Annotated in this window: 18 protein-coding genes; 7 read left to right on the top strand and 11 right to left on the bottom strand. The window is 71.4% G+C overall.

Translation table 11 applies throughout. The features are described from left to right. Positions 1-377: 377 nt before the first annotated feature. Together BWR60_RS08745 and BWR60_RS08750 are read right to left on the bottom strand one after the other, a co-directional pair. On the bottom strand, positions 378-683 hold the full coding sequence (locus tag BWR60_RS08745) for a YkgJ family cysteine cluster protein (protein ID WP_088150627.1): 306 nt from the start codon (positions 681-683) through the stop codon (positions 378-380). 26 nt (positions 684-709) lie between these two features. Then, positions 710-955, bottom strand: a complete 246-nt coding sequence (locus BWR60_RS08750) for a hypothetical protein (RefSeq protein ID WP_034847433.1) — start codon at positions 953-955, stop codon at positions 710-712. A gap of 371 nt (positions 956-1,326) precedes the next feature. Here BWR60_RS08750 and BWR60_RS08755 point away from each other — a divergent pair, with 371 nt between their 5' ends. Together BWR60_RS08755 and BWR60_RS08760 are read left to right on the top strand one after the other, a co-directional pair. Further along, on the top strand, positions 1,327-1,539 hold the full coding sequence (locus BWR60_RS08755; protein ID WP_034847434.1) for a hypothetical protein: 213 nt from the start codon (positions 1,327-1,329) through the stop codon (positions 1,537-1,539). Between the two features lie 43 nt (positions 1,540-1,582). Further along, positions 1,583-1,843, top strand: a complete 261-nt coding sequence (locus tag BWR60_RS08760; RefSeq protein WP_088150628.1) for a hypothetical protein — start codon at positions 1,583-1,585, stop codon at positions 1,841-1,843. On the opposite strand, the gene BWR60_RS08765 is transcribed toward BWR60_RS08760, so the two are convergent. Then, on the bottom strand, positions 1,840-2,796 hold the full coding sequence (locus BWR60_RS08765; protein ID WP_088150718.1) for a threonine dehydratase: 957 nt from the start codon (positions 2,794-2,796) through the stop codon (positions 1,840-1,842). The two genes, BWR60_RS08760 and BWR60_RS08765, sit on opposite strands and share 4 nt — an antisense overlap. 88 nt (positions 2,797-2,884) lie before the next feature. Between BWR60_RS08765 and BWR60_RS08770 the strand changes: the two genes are divergently transcribed. Continuing rightward, positions 2,885-4,306: a PLP-dependent aminotransferase family protein gene (locus tag BWR60_RS08770; protein WP_088150629.1), complete on the top strand. Its 1,422-nt coding sequence runs from the start codon at positions 2,885-2,887 to the stop codon at positions 4,304-4,306. On the opposite strand, the gene BWR60_RS08775 is transcribed toward BWR60_RS08770, so the two are convergent. After that, the gene (locus BWR60_RS08775; RefSeq protein WP_088150630.1) at positions 4,243-4,725 is read right to left on the bottom strand and encodes an LEA type 2 family protein; all 483 of its coding nucleotides are present in this window, start codon (positions 4,723-4,725) and stop codon (positions 4,243-4,245) included. The genes BWR60_RS08770 and BWR60_RS08775 overlap by 64 nt on opposite strands. 97 nt (positions 4,726-4,822) lie before the next feature. On the opposite strand from BWR60_RS08775, the gene BWR60_RS08780 reads away from it, so the two are divergent. Beyond that, positions 4,823-5,344: a cupin domain-containing protein gene (locus BWR60_RS08780; protein WP_088150631.1), complete on the top strand. Its 522-nt coding sequence runs from the start codon at positions 4,823-4,825 to the stop codon at positions 5,342-5,344. Between the two features lie 15 nt (positions 5,345-5,359). Here BWR60_RS08780 and BWR60_RS08785 read toward each other — a convergent pair whose 3' ends face one another. Together BWR60_RS08785 and BWR60_RS08790 are read right to left on the bottom strand one after the other, a co-directional pair. Next, on the bottom strand, positions 5,360-5,716 hold the full coding sequence (locus BWR60_RS08785) for a YciI family protein (protein ID WP_218823413.1): 357 nt from the start codon (positions 5,714-5,716) through the stop codon (positions 5,360-5,362). Positions 5,717-5,773: 57 nt separating this feature from the next. Beyond that, a complete protein-coding gene (locus BWR60_RS08790) occupies positions 5,774-6,148 on the bottom strand; it encodes a GFA family protein (RefSeq protein ID WP_088150632.1) in 375 nt (124 codons plus the stop codon). Between the two features lie 293 nt (positions 6,149-6,441). On the opposite strand from BWR60_RS08790, the gene eda reads away from it, so the two are divergent. The 3 genes from eda to BWR60_RS08805 are packed head-to-tail and all read left to right on the top strand — an operon-like array spanning position 6,442 to position 8,095. Next, complete coding sequence (eda, locus tag BWR60_RS08795) at positions 6,442-7,074, top strand: bifunctional 4-hydroxy-2-oxoglutarate aldolase/2-dehydro-3-deoxy-phosphogluconate aldolase (protein WP_275542373.1); 633 nt, start codon at positions 6,442-6,444, stop codon at positions 7,072-7,074. Next, a complete protein-coding gene (locus tag BWR60_RS08800) occupies positions 7,071-7,592 on the top strand; it encodes a GNAT family N-acetyltransferase (RefSeq protein ID WP_088150634.1) in 522 nt (173 codons plus the stop codon). The genes eda and BWR60_RS08800 overlap by 4 nt, the downstream gene beginning before the upstream one ends. Beyond that, entirely contained in the window at positions 7,589-8,095 is a 507-nt protein-coding gene (locus tag BWR60_RS08805; protein WP_088150635.1) for a GNAT family N-acetyltransferase, read from the top strand. Before BWR60_RS08800 ends, BWR60_RS08805 begins: the two co-directional genes overlap by 4 nt. Positions 8,096-8,233: 138 nt before the next feature. On the opposite strand, the gene pgmG is transcribed toward BWR60_RS08805, so the two are convergent. The 5 genes from pgmG to BWR60_RS08830 form a co-directional block, all read right to left on the bottom strand. Beyond that, positions 8,234-9,625, bottom strand: a complete 1,392-nt coding sequence (gene pgmG, locus BWR60_RS08810; RefSeq protein WP_088150636.1) for a phosphoglucomutase/phosphomannomutase PgmG — start codon at positions 9,623-9,625, stop codon at positions 8,234-8,236. Between the two features lie 34 nt (positions 9,626-9,659). After that, the gene (locus BWR60_RS08815) at positions 9,660-10,982 is read right to left on the bottom strand and encodes a UDP-glucose dehydrogenase family protein (protein ID WP_088150637.1); all 1,323 of its coding nucleotides are present in this window, start codon (positions 10,980-10,982) and stop codon (positions 9,660-9,662) included. Between the two features lie 45 nt (positions 10,983-11,027). Further along, positions 11,028-11,897, bottom strand: a complete 870-nt coding sequence (locus tag BWR60_RS08820; RefSeq protein WP_088150638.1) for a UTP--glucose-1-phosphate uridylyltransferase — start codon at positions 11,895-11,897, stop codon at positions 11,028-11,030. 103 nt (positions 11,898-12,000) lie between these two features. Then, positions 12,001-12,573: a hypothetical protein gene (locus tag BWR60_RS08825; RefSeq protein ID WP_088150639.1), complete on the bottom strand. Its 573-nt coding sequence runs from the start codon at positions 12,571-12,573 to the stop codon at positions 12,001-12,003. 181 nt (positions 12,574-12,754) lie between these two features. Beyond that, entirely contained in the window at positions 12,755-13,645 is an 891-nt protein-coding gene (locus BWR60_RS08830) for an Hsp33 family molecular chaperone HslO (protein WP_088150640.1), read from the bottom strand. Positions 13,646-13,647: the final 2 nt, after the last annotated feature.

Consider the following 13,647-nt stretch of genomic DNA (forward strand, 5'->3'; position numbering starts at 1 on the left):
CCATGCCATCCGCATCCTTGGCCGCGCATGGGCGCGCTTGTAGACGTGGGCGGCCCAGGGGCTCTGGTGTCGGGAGTTGTCGGCGAAGCAGGTGATGGCGGCGCGCAAGCGCTTGTTGCAGGCCCATCGCCATGCGACGCCGCCATCACCTGCTTCGCCGACAACTCCCGACACCAGAGCCCCTGGGCCGCCCACGTCTACAAGCGCGCCAGGGCCCGCGGCTGCGACCATCCCCATGCCATCCGCATCCTTGGCCGCGCATGGGCGCGCGTCCTCTGGCGCGCCTGGACCGATCAACAGCCCTACGACCCCGCCAAGCACACCGCCGCAAAGACCTTCAGGGCCCCGCCCACACACTCTGGTTGACACAGGAAGTCTCATGCCGCGAGCCCCAGCCCGGCCCGGGCGATCCGGCAGGCGTCGTCGCCGGGCATGCAGTCGCGGCAGACCACCGGCCGATCGGCATAGACCGCGCAGCGTGTGGCGCGGCCGACCTCGCCCTCCAGGGCGCTGCAGCGGTCGCCGTCGCAGCGCATGGCCGCGGAGGCATCATCGCGGTAGCGGCGGGGAACCCGCTCGATCTCGGCCTGGCTCTCGGTCCAGAACCGCGGCCAATCGCGGGAATAGGCGCAGCACGCGCCGCAGGTCTGGCAATCGAACGCCGCGGCTTCGGCGCGGGACATCTCACCCATCTCCGGCCCTGCCGTTCTCAGGCGCTGCGCTGCTTGCGCGGCGCGCGCTCCACGATGTCGGTGCTGCGCGGCACGGCGGAAAGATCGGCCTCGGGCACCATGCGCTCCTCGGTCCCGAGCACGCTGCGCACCCGGTAGAGCCGGCCGGAGGTTTCGCTCGGATAATGCGCCACCACGGCATAGGCGCCGGAGAGCGCGGTGCTGGGGCTGGGCCGCCGCCAGATGTAGACGGTGCTGCCCACGGCGTATCGGTTGTCGCTCATTCCTGCATTTCTGCGCCCGGCGGGGGCGCGGTCAGGGGCGGCCCGTTCCAGCGTGCCACGGCCGGAACCGGCGGCACGCATGCATACGCAAGTGCGCTCCGTCGCCACGGGCACTTCAGCACATCGGGCTCTCAATAAATTCCGAGAAAACCAGATTATATCGAATCCGGGATCGTGTCTGCAAAAATCGTCGATGCGAAGTTCTCCACGTATATCTCAAGACGTCATCAGCCGCGGCGGCAATCTGTTTTTCCTGATCTGCTCTGGAAATTCGTTATGACCAGGACCACGGCCGATCATTTCGAAATATTATCTGGCCAGGATCGGGTGGCCGGGTCATGCTGACCGCGAATCGATGAGGACAACTCGATATGACGGCAGGTGACATCCGGCTTCCGGCCTATGGCAAGGATCCGGGGACCGCGAGGGCGGCGGAGCGTCAGGCCCGCGAGGCGCGCCAGGATGCCGAACGCTACGCGCGGCGGGGTAACATGACCATGCATGCAATCTCGCTGCAGGCCGCCAAGGAGCTCGAGGCGGCAGCCGTCGCCCATCGCATCCCGGCGGCCAAGGACCGCCGCTGACGACGGAAAGAGGCCGGCCGGCACGGCCGGCCGAGGGAGACGGATGGCGTTCTACAAGCTGTATCCCCGCGACTGGAATGACGAGATCTGGCGCGGCGAGCCCCGGTCGGTGCTGATCGTCCGCGCCGGCAGCGAGGTGGAGGCGCGGACCCTGGCCAGCAGCTGGGACCAGCCATCCGACCATGCCGAGCAGGCGGGATGGGCGCGGCGCTGGACCTCGCCGGACGTCACCCGCTGCCTGGAGCTGGCCGTGGACGGCCAGCCCGAGGTCTTCCTCGCCGGCCGGCGGCGCCCGCCCTCCTAGCCTTCCGCCAGCACCTTCCGGGCCACCGGCAGGTCGATGTTGCCGCCGGTCAGGACCAGGCCGACGCGCTTGCCCCGCATCCGCTCCCGCTCCTGCAGCAGCGCCGCCAGGCCGGCCGCGCCGGCGCCCTCGGCCAGGTTGTGGGTGTCGGTCCAATAGGCGCGCAGGGCGGCGGCGACCTCGTCGTCGGTCACCCGCACGATGCGGTCGGCGCCAGCCCGGATGATGGCGAAGGCCTCCGGGTCCGGCACCCGGCAGGCCATGCCGTCGGCGAAGGTGCGGGCGGTCTCGGTCGTCACCACCCGCCCGGCCGCGAAGGACAGCGCCATCGCCGGCGCCTCGGTCGAGACCACGCCGACGATCTTCGTCCTCAGCCCCAGCAGGTCGCGGGTGCGGATCAGGCCGCAGATGCCCGACCCCATGCCGATCGGCACATAGACGGTGTCGAGGTCGGGCTGCGCCCGGAACAGCTCCAGCGCGTAGGTGGCGGCGCCGCGCATCAGGTCGGGATGGAAGGCGGGCGCCATCTCCAGCCCGCGCTCTTCCGAGAGGTGCCGGGCATGGGCGTAGGCCTCGTCGAAATCGGCGCCATGCTCCACCAGCTCGGCCCCGAAGGCACGCATCGCGGCGTTCTTCTCCACCGAATTGCCCTGCGGCACCACCACGGTCACGGCCAGGCCGGTGCCGCGCGCGGCGAAGGGCAGGCTCTGGCCATGATTGCCGCGGGTCGCGGTGACGATGCCGCGCAGCTCCGGCCGGCGGCGGCGCAGCGCGTCGATGAAGACCAAGCCGTTGCGCGCCTTGTAGGCGCCGATCGGGGTGTGGTTCTCGTGCTTCACCCAGGCCTCGCAGCCGGTGCGCGCGGCCAGCAGCGGCCAGGCGATCTGCGGGGTCGGCGCCATGGCGGCATGCACCAGGCGGGCAGCGTCCTCGAGGGCGGTCAGGTCGAACATGGTCGGCATTCCGGGTCGGGTGGGATTGACCTCAGCATCGGCCGCGCGGATTGTGTGGGTCAACGAAGACATTGTCTGGCAGACAAGAATGTGGGTCCCCAGCCTCGACGGGCGCAGCCCGGTGCGCTACCTCGCCATCGTCGAGGCGCTGGCCGATGCCATCGCCGCCGGCGACCTGCGGCCGGGCGAGCGGCTGCCGACCCATCGCGACCTGGCCTGGCGGCTGGGGCTGAATGTCAGCACCGTGACCCAGGCCTATCGCGAGGCGGCGCGGCGGCACCTGGTCTCCGGCGAGGTCGGGCGCGGCACCTATGTCCTGGCCGCCAGCCGCGAGGCGGCGCTGTTCGGCCTCAGGGCGGTGACGGCGGAGGATGGGGCGCCGATCGACCTCTCGACCAACGTCCCGGCGGTGGATCCGGAGGCCGCCGACCTCGCCGCCACCCTGGCCGCGGTCGCCGCCGAGGGGCGGGTCGATGCCGCCCTGGCCTATCACTCGCCGGCGCTGCTGCGGCGGGCCGGCATCGCCGGCGCCGCCTGGCTGGCGGCGCGGGGCCTGCATCTGCGCCCCGCCGACGTGGTGCCCTGCGCCGGCGCCCAGGCGGCGCTGACCGCGGTGCTGGTCCAGCTCTGCGCCCCCGGCGAGCCGGTGCTGGTCGAGGACCTGGCCTTCCCCGGCCTCAAGGCCGCCGCGCGCTGGCTGCGCCTGCCGCTGCACGGCGTCGCCATGGATGGCGAGGGCGTGCTGCCCGAGGCGCTGGACCGTGCCGTCCGCGCCACCGGCGCGCGGGTCGCGGTGCTGGTGCCGAACCTGCAGAACCCGACCGGGGCGGTGATGGGTCCGGCGCGGCAGGCCGAGGTCGCGGATGTCGTCCGCCGGCACGGGCTGTGGCTGGTCGAGGACGACGTCTACGGCGCGCTGACCGGCCGGCCGCCGCTGGCGGCGCTGGTGCCGGAGCGCGGCGTGCTGGTCACCAGCCTGTCCAAGACCGTCGCATCCGGGCTGCGTTTCGCCCTGATCGCCGGCGCCTGCGCCCCGGTGCGCGAGCTGGCCGGGCAGATCCATGCCACCAGCTGGCCGATGGCGCCGCTGCTGGCCGAGGTCGCCTGCCGCTGGATCGAGGACGGCACCGCCGCCCGGCGCCTGGCCTGGCAACGGGCGGAGATCGCGGCCCGCCATGCCCAGGCCCGCCGCGCCTTGCCCGGGCTGGTGGCCCCGGAATCAGGTCCAGGGGCGCAGCCGGCCAGCCCGCATCTGTGGCTGCCGCGGGACGGCGACGCCGACGCGCTGGCGGCCCGCTGCCGTGCCGCCGGGGTGGAGGTGGTGGCCGGCGACCTGTTCGCGGTGACGCGGGAGGCGCCGCAGGGCCTGCGCCTCAGCCTCGCCGCCGCAAGCAGCCGGGCCGAACTGGCCGAGGCGCTGGCGCGGCTGGGCCATGTGCTGGGCGGTCAGAATGGGAGCAAGGAGTCCCTCAGCGTGTCGCGCAGCGAGAACACGGTGCCCTCGTCCTGATAGGGGATCTGGCGGCCGGCGCTCAGGAACACGCCCCCGATCCGCCATTTCAGCTCGCCGCGGCGGCCGATCGTCGCCAGCTGGTCGACCAGGCCGAGGCCGGAGCCGCGCAGCGGCAGCGACAGCTGCTGCTCGCCATGGCCCGGCAGCAGGAACGGCCGGTCGACACGGCCGGTGCCGAACTCCTGGCCGTTCAGGTCGATCGTGGCGGTCATGGCGTCGACCTGCAGGCCGGTGCCGGCCTGCTCCTCCACCCGCAGCAGCACCTCCCAGCGCTGCTCGAACATCGTGGCGTCCAGGGGCCGCAGGTCGACGACGCGGACCCGCGGCGGGGGCGGGCCGAAGGACTCGGCGCAGGCGCCGAGCAGGCCGGCGGGCAGCAGGGCGAGGAGGCGGCGGCGGTCGATCGGTCGGCTCATGGTCCCGGAGGCTCGGTGGCGAATCTGTCAGCGACATGGCGTCGGCAACGGCGCTCGGCTAGCCTCGCCGGCCATAACGCCGCCCGGGGAGACGACCATGGCACCGACCGCCCGCCCGTCCTGCATCGCGCATTGGACCGAGATCGAGGGGCCGGACGACCGGCACTACAAGGGCGATGACGAGCTGATGGCCATCGGCGCGCCGCTCGGCCGGCATTTCGGCCTGGCGCGCATCGGCATCCATCACGAGCGGCTGCTGCCCGGCCGCCGCACCTCCTACCCCCATGCCGAGAGCCATGAGGAGGAGTTCGTGTATGTGATCGAGGGCACGCCGGACGTCTGGCTGGACGGTGTACTGCACCGGCTGCAGCCGGGCGACTCGGTCGGCTTCCCGGCCGGCACCGGCCAGTGCCACAGCTTCCTCAACAACACCGAGGTGGAGGTCCGGCTGCTGGTGGTGGGCGAGACGCCGAAGCCGGAGAACCGGATCACCTACCCGCGCAATCCGGAGCGGAAGCCGATGCGCACCGACTGGTGGGACGACGTGCCGGCGCGGCCGATGGGCGACCATGACGGCCTGCCGGACCAGGTCCGGGCGCGGCGGGCCGGGAAGGGTTGAGGGTCAGGGCCGTCTTCACCCGCCCAGCGGCGGCTGCTCGCGCACCTCGATCGCGCCCATCGCGGCCATCGGCGACCGGGCGGCGATGGCCACCGCCTCCTCCATGTCGCGCGCCTCGATCAGGACGAAGCCGCCGAGGTGCTCCTTGGTCTCGGCATAGGGCCCGTCGGTGACCGAGGTCGCGTCGCCGCGCCGGCGCACGATCCGGGCGGTCTCCGGCTCGGCCACCGGGCCGCAGGCGACGAGATGGCCGCTGCGGCGGAGTTCGTCGTCCTCGGCCATGCAGCGGCGCACCAGGTCGCGGCCCTCCTCGGGCGACAGCCGCCCGGTCAGGTCGCGGTCGACATGGACGATCAGCAGATAGCGCATCATGGGTCTCCCTCGGTTCCCACCCCTGGTCGCCTGTCCGGCGTCGGATTCGACAATGCCTCAGCCGGGCTCCCCGACCCAGGGGTGGCGGTGCTGCCCATGGATGGCCTGGTCCGGCGCTGGGAAGCCCGGATCGGCGAAGGTGCCGACGGCGACGGCCACCGCATCCGGCTTGCGGCGCGGCTCCCGGAACACGGTCGAGCCGCAGTTCGGGCAGAAATGGAACAGCACCGGGACGCCACTGTCCGACGGGCGCTCATAGCACCGGTCCGGCCCCTCCGCCCGGACATCCTCGCGCCGGAACAGCGCGGCGACGCCGAAGGGGCTGCCGGTGCGCCGCTGGCAGGCCAGGCAGTGGCACTGAACCACCAGGATCGGCTCGGCCGCGCAGGTCACGCGCAGGCCGCCGCAGGCACAGCTCGCCGTTCTCGCCATGGTTCCCCCTGAGAGCAGATCAAGCTTGGGTAGATCGGCTCATTCGTTCGCGCCGCGGTGGTAAGGCGTGGCCTCTCCTGCTTGCGGGACCTTTTCAGAACACATGTCGCCGTCATGGCTCCGTCGGCTTCGCCTCCTCGCAATGGCGGTGCTGGGAATTCTGAAAGGCTCTCGCAAGCGGGAGAGGCAACGCGTTGAGCCTGAATCTCGGCCATCTCGGCGGATGCCTCTCGTCCGGCCGCCGCAATTTGCTATGGTGCGGCGCAACCCGAATGACCCGATCGAGAACCGCCATGACCGTCGACGCCATCATCGCCCGCGCCCCGATCATCCCCGTGCTGACCGTCGAGACGGTCGAGGCGGCGGTGCCGTTGGCCCGCGCTCTGGTCGAGGGCGGCCTGCCGGTGCTGGAGGTGACGCTGCGCACCAAGGCCGCGCTCGACGTCATCGCCGCCATGGCGGCGGAGGTGCCGGACGCGATCGTCGGCGCCGGCACGGTGCTGAACCCGGCCGACCTCGAGGCCTCGCGCCGCGCCGGCGCCGTGTTCGGCGTCAGCCCCGGCCTGACGCCGGAGCTGGCGCGGGCGGCGGAAGGCTTTCCCTTCCTGCCCGGCGCGGTGACCCCGTCGGAGATCATGGCCGCGCGCGACCTCGGCTACGGCGTGCTGAAGTTCTTCCCGGCCGAGATCTATGGCGGCCAGTCGGCGCTGTCGGCCCTGGCCGGCCCCTTCGCCGGCATGCGCTTCTGCCCGACCGGCGGCGTGCGCGAATCCAACCTGCGGGCCTATCTGTCGCTGCCGAACGTGGCGGTGGTCGGCGGCACCTGGATCGCCGGCAAGGCCGAGGTGGCGGCCGGCGACTGGGCGGCCGTCACCGCCCGTGCCCGCCGCGCCGTGGCCATCGCCCGCGGCGAGGAGGAGGCATGAGCGAGGCGGCGCCCGCCGTCACCCTGCGGGCGCTGCGGGCCGAGGACTGGCCCGATGTCGCGGAGATGCAGGCGCAGCCCGGCTTCCGCTGGGGCACGCTGCGGCCGCCCTATGAATCGCCGGATGCCATCCGCAAATGGCTGGAGAACCGGTCGCCCGACGACCTCTATATCGTCGCCGAGGCCGGGGGGCGAGTGGTTGGCCTGACCGACCTGGTCCTCGGCCGGGGGCGCCGGCGGCACAGCGGCGGGATCGGCATGGCCGTGCATGATGCCTGGCACGGGCGCGGCATCGGCACGGCGCTGATGGCCGCGCTGGTCGACGCCGCCGACAATTGGCTCGACATCCGCCGGCTGGAGCTGACGGTGTGGGCCGACAACGCGCCGGCCCTGGCCCTCTACCGCAAGTTCGGCTTCGTCGAAGAGGCGCGGCTGCGCGCCCATGGCTATCGCGACGGGGCTTATGTCGACGCTCTGGCGATGGCACGGCTGCGGGGCCTCGGCGGGGGCGAGGCATGACCGCGCCGCCCGCCTTCGTCCTGCGGGCCAGCGGGATCGGCGACGCGGCCGGGCTGGCCGAGCTGCACAGCCAGCCGCGCTTCCGCTGGGGGACTCTGCGACCGCCCTTCCTGCCCCTCGAGCCGGTCCGGAAATGGCTGGCCGACCGGTCGCCGGACGATGTCCACATCGTCGCCGACGCCGGGGGCCGGATCATCGGCGATGTCGGAATCCGCCGCGGCAACGGCGGCCGGGCGCACGCGGCGTCGATCGGCATGGGCGTGCATGACGATTTCGCCGGCCGCGGCGTCGGCACCGCCTTGATGGCCGCCCTGATCGACACCGCCGACAACTGGCTGGACCTGAAGCGGCTGGAGCTGACGGTGTGGACCGACAACGCGCCGGCCCAGGCGCTCTACCGCAAGTTCGGCTTCGTCGAGGAGGGCGTGCTGCGCGCCTACGCCTATCGCGACGGCGCCTATGTCGACGCCCTGGCGATGGCCCGGCTGCGGGGGATCGGGTAGGGGGCAGCGAATATCCCCCTCCTTGTCATCCTCGGGCTTGACCCGAGGATCCAGGGGCGGCCAGAGCGGTTCTTCGTGGCCCCTGGATTGCCGGGTCAAGCCCGGCAATGACAGATCAAGGGAAGGATCCGACCGGCCTCAATGCGCCGAGGCGGTGAAGCTGGGTTCGGCCAGGCCGCTCAGCTTCAGCTGGTCGACGATCTGCGCCTTCAGCCGCGCCAGACCGGCCTCGTCGCCGCTCTCGGCCCGGGCCACCAGCACGTCCTGGGTGTTCGAGGCGCGCAGCAGCCACCAGCCGTCCGGCGTGGTCACCCGGGCGCCGTCGATGTCGTTCACATCGGCGCCGGCCTGGCGCAGCCGGGCCATCACCTCGTCGATCACCGCGAACTTCCGGCTCTCATCGACCTGGAACCGCACCTCGGGGGTGGAGACGGTGCTGGGGAAGGTGTCGCGCAGCGCCGCCAGCGTGCCGCCGCTGCGGCTGACCTGGGCCACCAGCCGCACGCCGCAATAGAGCGCGTCGTCGAAGCCGTACCATTTGTCGGCGAAGAAGATGTGGCCGGACATCTCGCCGGCCAGCGGCGACTTCACCTCGGCCATCTTCGCCTTGATCAGCGAATGGCCGGTCTTCCACATCAGCGGCGTGCCGCCCAGCTTGGCGATCGCGTCGAACACGGTCTTGCTGGTCTTGACGTCGGCGATCACGGTGCCGCCGGGGTATCGCGGCAGCACGTCGATGGCGTAGACGGCGACCAGCATGTCGCCCGGGATGATCCGGCCCTGGCCGTCGATCGCGCCGATGCGGTCGGCGTCGCCGTCGAAGGCGATGCCGAGATCAGCCTTCATCTCGGCCACCTTGGCCTGCAGCGCCACCAGATTGTCCGGGATGGTCGGGTCCGGATGGTGGTTGGGGAAGCGGCCGTCGATGTCGTCGAACAGCAGGATGTGCTTGCCCGGCAGCTTGGCGGTCAGGCGGCGCAGCACCTCGCCGGCGGCGCCGTTGCCGTTGTCCCAGACCACGGTCAGGTCGCGGGTGCCGTCATAGTCGCGCCGCAGGCGCTCGACATAGAGGTCGCGCAGGTCGAGGTCGCTGACCTTGCCGTCGCCCGTCTCCAGGTCGCCGGCCGTGGCGAGGCGGCCGATCTCGAGGATCTGGTCGCCATAGACCGGGCCGGAGCGCAGCACCATCTTGATGCCGTTATAGTCCGGCGGGTTGTGCGACCCGGTGACCATCACCCCGGCATCGGCGTCCAGGTGCTTCTGGGCGAAATACAGCATCGGCGTCGGCCCCAGCCCGACGCGCACCACCTCCAGCCCGGTCGAGGCCAGGCCCTGGACCAGCGCCGCCTCCAGCTCCACCGAGCTCAGCCGACCATCATAGCCGACCACCACCTGCCGGCCGCCCTTGCGCTTGACGATGGTGCCGAAGGCGGCGCCCACCGCCCGGTAGTCCGCGGCGTTCAGGGTTTTGCCGATGACGCCGCGGATGTCGTATTCGCGCAGCACGGTGGGGTGGAAGCTGTGGGTCATGATCGGGGTACGGTCCTTGCAGGGGCCTGAGGGGTCAGCCGGCCGAGCCCGGAACCGGCCGGCCGATGCTGTGATAGCGGAAGCCGGCCGCTTCCATGTCCGCCGGCTTGTAGACGTTGCGCAGGTCGACCAGGATCGGGCCGCCCATCAGCTTGACCATCCGAGCCGGGTCGAGGGCTCGGAACTCGTTCCACTCGGTCAGCACCACCGCGCCGTCGGCCCCGCGCAGCGCCTCATAGGCGCTGGTGGCGTAGTCGATGTCGGTCAGCAGCTTGGCCGCCTCCTTCATCGCCTCCGGGTCGTAAGCGCGGATCCGGGCGCCGGCCTGCTGCAGCGCCGGCACCACGGTCAGGCTGGGCGAGTCGCGCATGTCGTCGGTGTTCTGCTTGAACGCCAGGCCCAGCACGGCGATGGTCCGGCCGGCGACGCTGCCGCCGAAGGCGGCGACGACGCGCTCCGCCATCTCCTCCTTGCGCGCCTCGTTGACCTCGATCACGGTCTCGATCAGGCGCTGGCGGGCGCCGGCGTCGCGCGCGGTCTGCACGAAGGCCAGCGTGTCCTTCGGGAAGCAGGAGCCGCCATAGCCCGGCCCGGGATGCAGGAATTTCGGCCCGATCCGCTTGTCCAGGCCGATCGACCGGGCGACGTCGTGGACATTGGCGCCGACCTGCTCGCACAGATTGGCGACCTCGTTGATGAAGGTCACCTTCATCGCCAGGAAGCTGTTGGCGGCGTATTTGATCAGCTCCGCCGTCTCCAGCGCCGTGATCACCACCGGACGCTCGATCAGGTACAGCGGGCGGTAGACGTCGGACAGCACCTTCTTGGCCCGCTCGCCCTCCGCGCCGATGACCACCCGGTCCGGCAGCATGAAGTCGCCGATGGCGGAGCCTTCGCGCAGGAATTCGGGGTTCGAGGCGATGTCGAAATCGGCATCGGGCCGCGCTTTGCGGATCACCTCGGCGACCTTGCGGCCGGTGCCGACCGGCACGGTCGACTTGGTGACGACGACGGCGTAGCCGGTCAACGCCCGGGCGATCTCCTCCGCCGCGGTGAAGACATAGGACAGGTCGGCATGGCCGTCGCCGCGACGGCTGGGCGTGCCGACCGCGATGAACACCGCGTCGGCGCCGTCGACCGCCGCCGGCAGGTCGGTGGTGAAGGACAGGCGCCCCGCGGCCGCGTTCTTCGCCACCAGCGTGTCGAGGCCCGGCTCGTAGATCGGCATCTCGTTGCGCTTGAGCTGCTCGATCCGGCCGGGATCCTTGTCGACGCAGACGACGTCATGGCCGAACTCGGAGAAGCAGGCGCCGGACACCAGGCCGACGTAACCGCTTCCGATCATCGCGATGCGCATGGGGGCGCGTACTCCAAGTGTCCGCCGGTCAGCCCGGCCGGGTCATCACAGATAGGGGGCAACGGCTTCGCGCAGGGCGGCGGCCAGGTCCGGCCGGTCCAGCCCGTAGGCCAGGTTGGCGGCGATGAAGCCGACCTTGTCGCCGCAGTCGAAGCGGTCGCCCTCGAAGCGCACGCCGTGGAACGGCTGGTGGCCGATCAGCCGCGCCATCGCGTCGGTCAACTGGATCTCGCCGCCGGCACCGCGTTCCTGCCGGTCGAGATGCGCGAACACCTCCGGCTGCAGGATGTAGCGGCCGACGATCGACAGGTCGGACGGCGCCTCTTCCGGCTTCGGCTTCTCGACCAGGCCGGTGACCTCGGCCACCGTGCCGTCGTCCTGGCCGACGGCCAGGATGCCGTAGCGCGAGGTCAGCTGCTTCGGCACCTCGCGCACCGCGATCATGTTGCCGCCGCGGCCGGCATAGGCCTTGGTCATCTGCGCCAGCAGCGGGGTCCGGCACTTGAAGATCTCGTCGGGCAGCAGCACGGCGAAGGGCCGGCTGCCGACCAGGTGGCGGGCGCACCACACGGCATGGCCGAGGCCCAGCGGCTGGGCCTGGCGGACGAAGCTGAACTGGCCGGCCGGCAGCTCGGCATCCTGCGCCGCCTTCAGCTGCTCGGCCTTTTTCCGCGCCTCCAGCGTGGCGTACAGCTCGTCGTTCCGGTCGAAATGGTCCTCCAGCGCGGTCTTGCCGCGGCTGGAGACGAAGATGAACTCCTCGATCCCGGCCGCCTTGGCCTCCTCGACCGCGTATTGCAGCACCGGCTTGTCGACGACGCAGAGCATCTCCTTCGGCACCGCCTTGGTGGCGGGAAGCGACCGCGTGCCGAGGCCGGCGACGGGGAAGACGGCAACCTTGACGGGTTCAGACATGAATGCCTTCTCTGAAACTCAGGACGCCCGCTATGAACGCTTCACTCTCCGCCTTGTGCCACAGAGCGGGGCGAAAAGGAAATCGCGGCCGGGCTCACGCCGTCTAGGGCAGCACCAGCGGCGCCAGGTACTGGCGGATATTGGCCTCGAACTGGCGGTCGAACTCGCCCATCCCGTCCTGCAGCAGCCCGGCCTCGGCGCGGTTCTGATCGGCGACGCTGGAGCCGTCGGTCACGGTGGTCGATCGCTCGACCCTGACATCGGTATAGCCGCCGGTGTAATTGCCGACCGGGCCGACCTCCAGCCGGGCGGCCAGCCGCAGGGTCAGCTTCTGCGACGGCTGGTCCTTGAAGATCGAGGTCAGGCCGCCCTGGGTCGCCAGCTGTTCCCGGGTCAGGCTGGCCTCCTGGATGATCAGCTGGCCGGCGCCGGCGCGGCCGGCGGCCTGCAGCCGGGCCGTGCCCCAGCCGCGGATCGCCGTCGCCGGGCTCTGCGCCAGCATCGTCGCGGACGGCGCGGCCCGGTCGACCGTGTCGATCCGGGCGACGTTCAGCCGGATCGGCGGACGGCCGGCGAAGGACACTGGCGCGACGTTCGCCAGCTCCGGCCCGCCGCAGGCGCCGAGCAGCAGGAGGCCGGCGCCGGCGAACAGGCTGCGACGGGTCAGAAGGGGCATCGGGTCCTCCGGTTGAGGGGTACGGGTGAGAACAACGCTCCGAAAACCGAGCATACCCTTATTGTCATTGCCGGGCTTGACCCGGCAATCCAGGGGCCACCGAGAGCCGCTCTTGAAAGCCCTGGATCCTCGGGTCAAGCCCGAGGATGACAATGAATAGAGTCTTCGGCGAGGCGCGTTCTCAGGCCGCGTACAGCGCCGCCAGCTGGTCCCGGTCGAAATCGTAGCGGGTGTTGCAGAACTCGCAGGCGACCTCGACCCGGCCGTCGACGGCCAGGCTCTCGATCTCGTCCCGCGGCATCGATCTCAGCATCGACGCCACCCGCTCGCGCGAGCAGCGGCAGGAGAAGCGCATCGGCTGGGCCGGGAAGACCCGGACTCCGTCCTCATTGTAGAGGCGGTACAGTAGCGCCTCGCCGGACAGGGCCGGCTGGGTCAGCTCGTCATCGGTGGCGGAGCCGAGCAGCACCATGGCGCGGCGCCAGTCGTCCTCGCGGTCGGTCGGCACCTGCTTCTCCGGGTCGGGCAGGCGCTGCAGCATGATGCCGCCGCCGCGCCAGCCGCCCTCGCCATGCCGGACCGCGGAGCGCAGCCCGGCCTGCAGCTGCTCCGACTGCCGGAAATAATGCTGGGCGCATTCCCACAGCGTCTCGCCGGACAGGTCGACGATGCCCTGGTAGCGCTCGGTGTCGCTGCCCTGGTCGACGGTGAAGGCCAGGTGGCCCTTGCCGAGAAGCGCCGGCACCGTGGTGGCGGTGCCGGACACGCGGGACTCGTCGAACATGGCGTTGGCGCGGACGGTACCGTCGCTGGTGACGTCGGCCACCACCAGGCGCACCGGCCCGTCGCCCTTGGCCTGCAGGGTGAACACGCCCTCGTATTTCAGGGCGCTGGCCAGAAGGGCGGTCAGCACCACCGTCTCGGCCAGCAGATGGGCGACCGGCTCGGGATAGGCGTGGCGGCCGAGGATGTCGTCGAGCAGCGGGCCGAACCGGACCAGCCGGCCGCGCAGCCCCGACGCCTCGATCTGGAAGGGGAGGACGAGGTCGTCCGCCCCGGTCGCTATCGCCATCG

The organism is Inquilinus limosus, from assembly GCF_002195995.1.
Lineage (GTDB): Bacteria > Pseudomonadota > Alphaproteobacteria > DSM-16000 > Inquilinaceae > Inquilinus > Inquilinus limosus_C.

Excerpts from the sequence above, each read along its gene's own strand:
- BWR60_RS08825 (WP_088150639.1), bottom strand. The coding sequence starts at position 12,573 with ATGCCCCTTCTGACCCGTCGCAGCCTGTTCGCCGGCGCCGGCCTCCTG.
- BWR60_RS08830 (WP_088150640.1), bottom strand. The coding sequence starts at position 13,645 with ATGGCGATAGCGACCGGGGCGGACGACCTCGTCCTCCCCTTCCAGATC.
- BWR60_RS08785 (WP_218823413.1), bottom strand. The coding sequence starts at position 5,716 with ATGATGCGCTATCTGCTGATCGTCCATGTCGACCGCGACCTGACCGGG.
- BWR60_RS08755 (WP_034847434.1), top strand. The coding sequence starts at position 1,327 with ATGACGGCAGGTGACATCCGGCTTCCGGCCTATGGCAAGGATCCGGGG.
- BWR60_RS08815 (WP_088150637.1), bottom strand. The coding sequence starts at position 10,982 with ATGCGCATCGCGATGATCGGAAGCGGTTACGTCGGCCTGGTGTCCGGC.
- BWR60_RS08745 (WP_088150627.1), bottom strand. The coding sequence starts at position 683 with ATGTCCCGCGCCGAAGCCGCGGCGTTCGATTGCCAGACCTGCGGCGCG.
- BWR60_RS08770 (WP_088150629.1), top strand. The coding sequence starts at position 2,885 with ATGTGGGTCCCCAGCCTCGACGGGCGCAGCCCGGTGCGCTACCTCGCC.
- BWR60_RS08790 (WP_088150632.1), bottom strand. The coding sequence starts at position 6,148 with ATGGCGAGAACGGCGAGCTGTGCCTGCGGCGGCCTGCGCGTGACCTGC.
- BWR60_RS08750 (WP_034847433.1), bottom strand. The coding sequence starts at position 955 with ATGAGCGACAACCGATACGCCGTGGGCAGCACCGTCTACATCTGGCGG.
- BWR60_RS08760 (WP_088150628.1), top strand. The coding sequence starts at position 1,583 with ATGGCGTTCTACAAGCTGTATCCCCGCGACTGGAATGACGAGATCTGG.
- BWR60_RS08780 (WP_088150631.1), top strand. The coding sequence starts at position 4,823 with ATGGCACCGACCGCCCGCCCGTCCTGCATCGCGCATTGGACCGAGATC.
- BWR60_RS08820 (WP_088150638.1), bottom strand. The coding sequence starts at position 11,897 with ATGTCTGAACCCGTCAAGGTTGCCGTCTTCCCCGTCGCCGGCCTCGGC.
- BWR60_RS08775 (WP_088150630.1), bottom strand. The coding sequence starts at position 4,725 with ATGAGCCGACCGATCGACCGCCGCCGCCTCCTCGCCCTGCTGCCCGCC.
- pgmG (WP_088150636.1), bottom strand. The coding sequence starts at position 9,625 with ATGACCCACAGCTTCCACCCCACCGTGCTGCGCGAATACGACATCCGC.
- BWR60_RS08805 (WP_088150635.1), top strand. The coding sequence starts at position 7,589 with ATGACCGCGCCGCCCGCCTTCGTCCTGCGGGCCAGCGGGATCGGCGAC.
- BWR60_RS08800 (WP_088150634.1), top strand. The coding sequence starts at position 7,071 with ATGAGCGAGGCGGCGCCCGCCGTCACCCTGCGGGCGCTGCGGGCCGAG.
- eda (WP_275542373.1), top strand. The coding sequence starts at position 6,442 with ATGACCGTCGACGCCATCATCGCCCGCGCCCCGATCATCCCCGTGCTG.
- BWR60_RS08765 (WP_088150718.1), bottom strand. The coding sequence starts at position 2,796 with ATGTTCGACCTGACCGCCCTCGAGGACGCTGCCCGCCTGGTGCATGCC.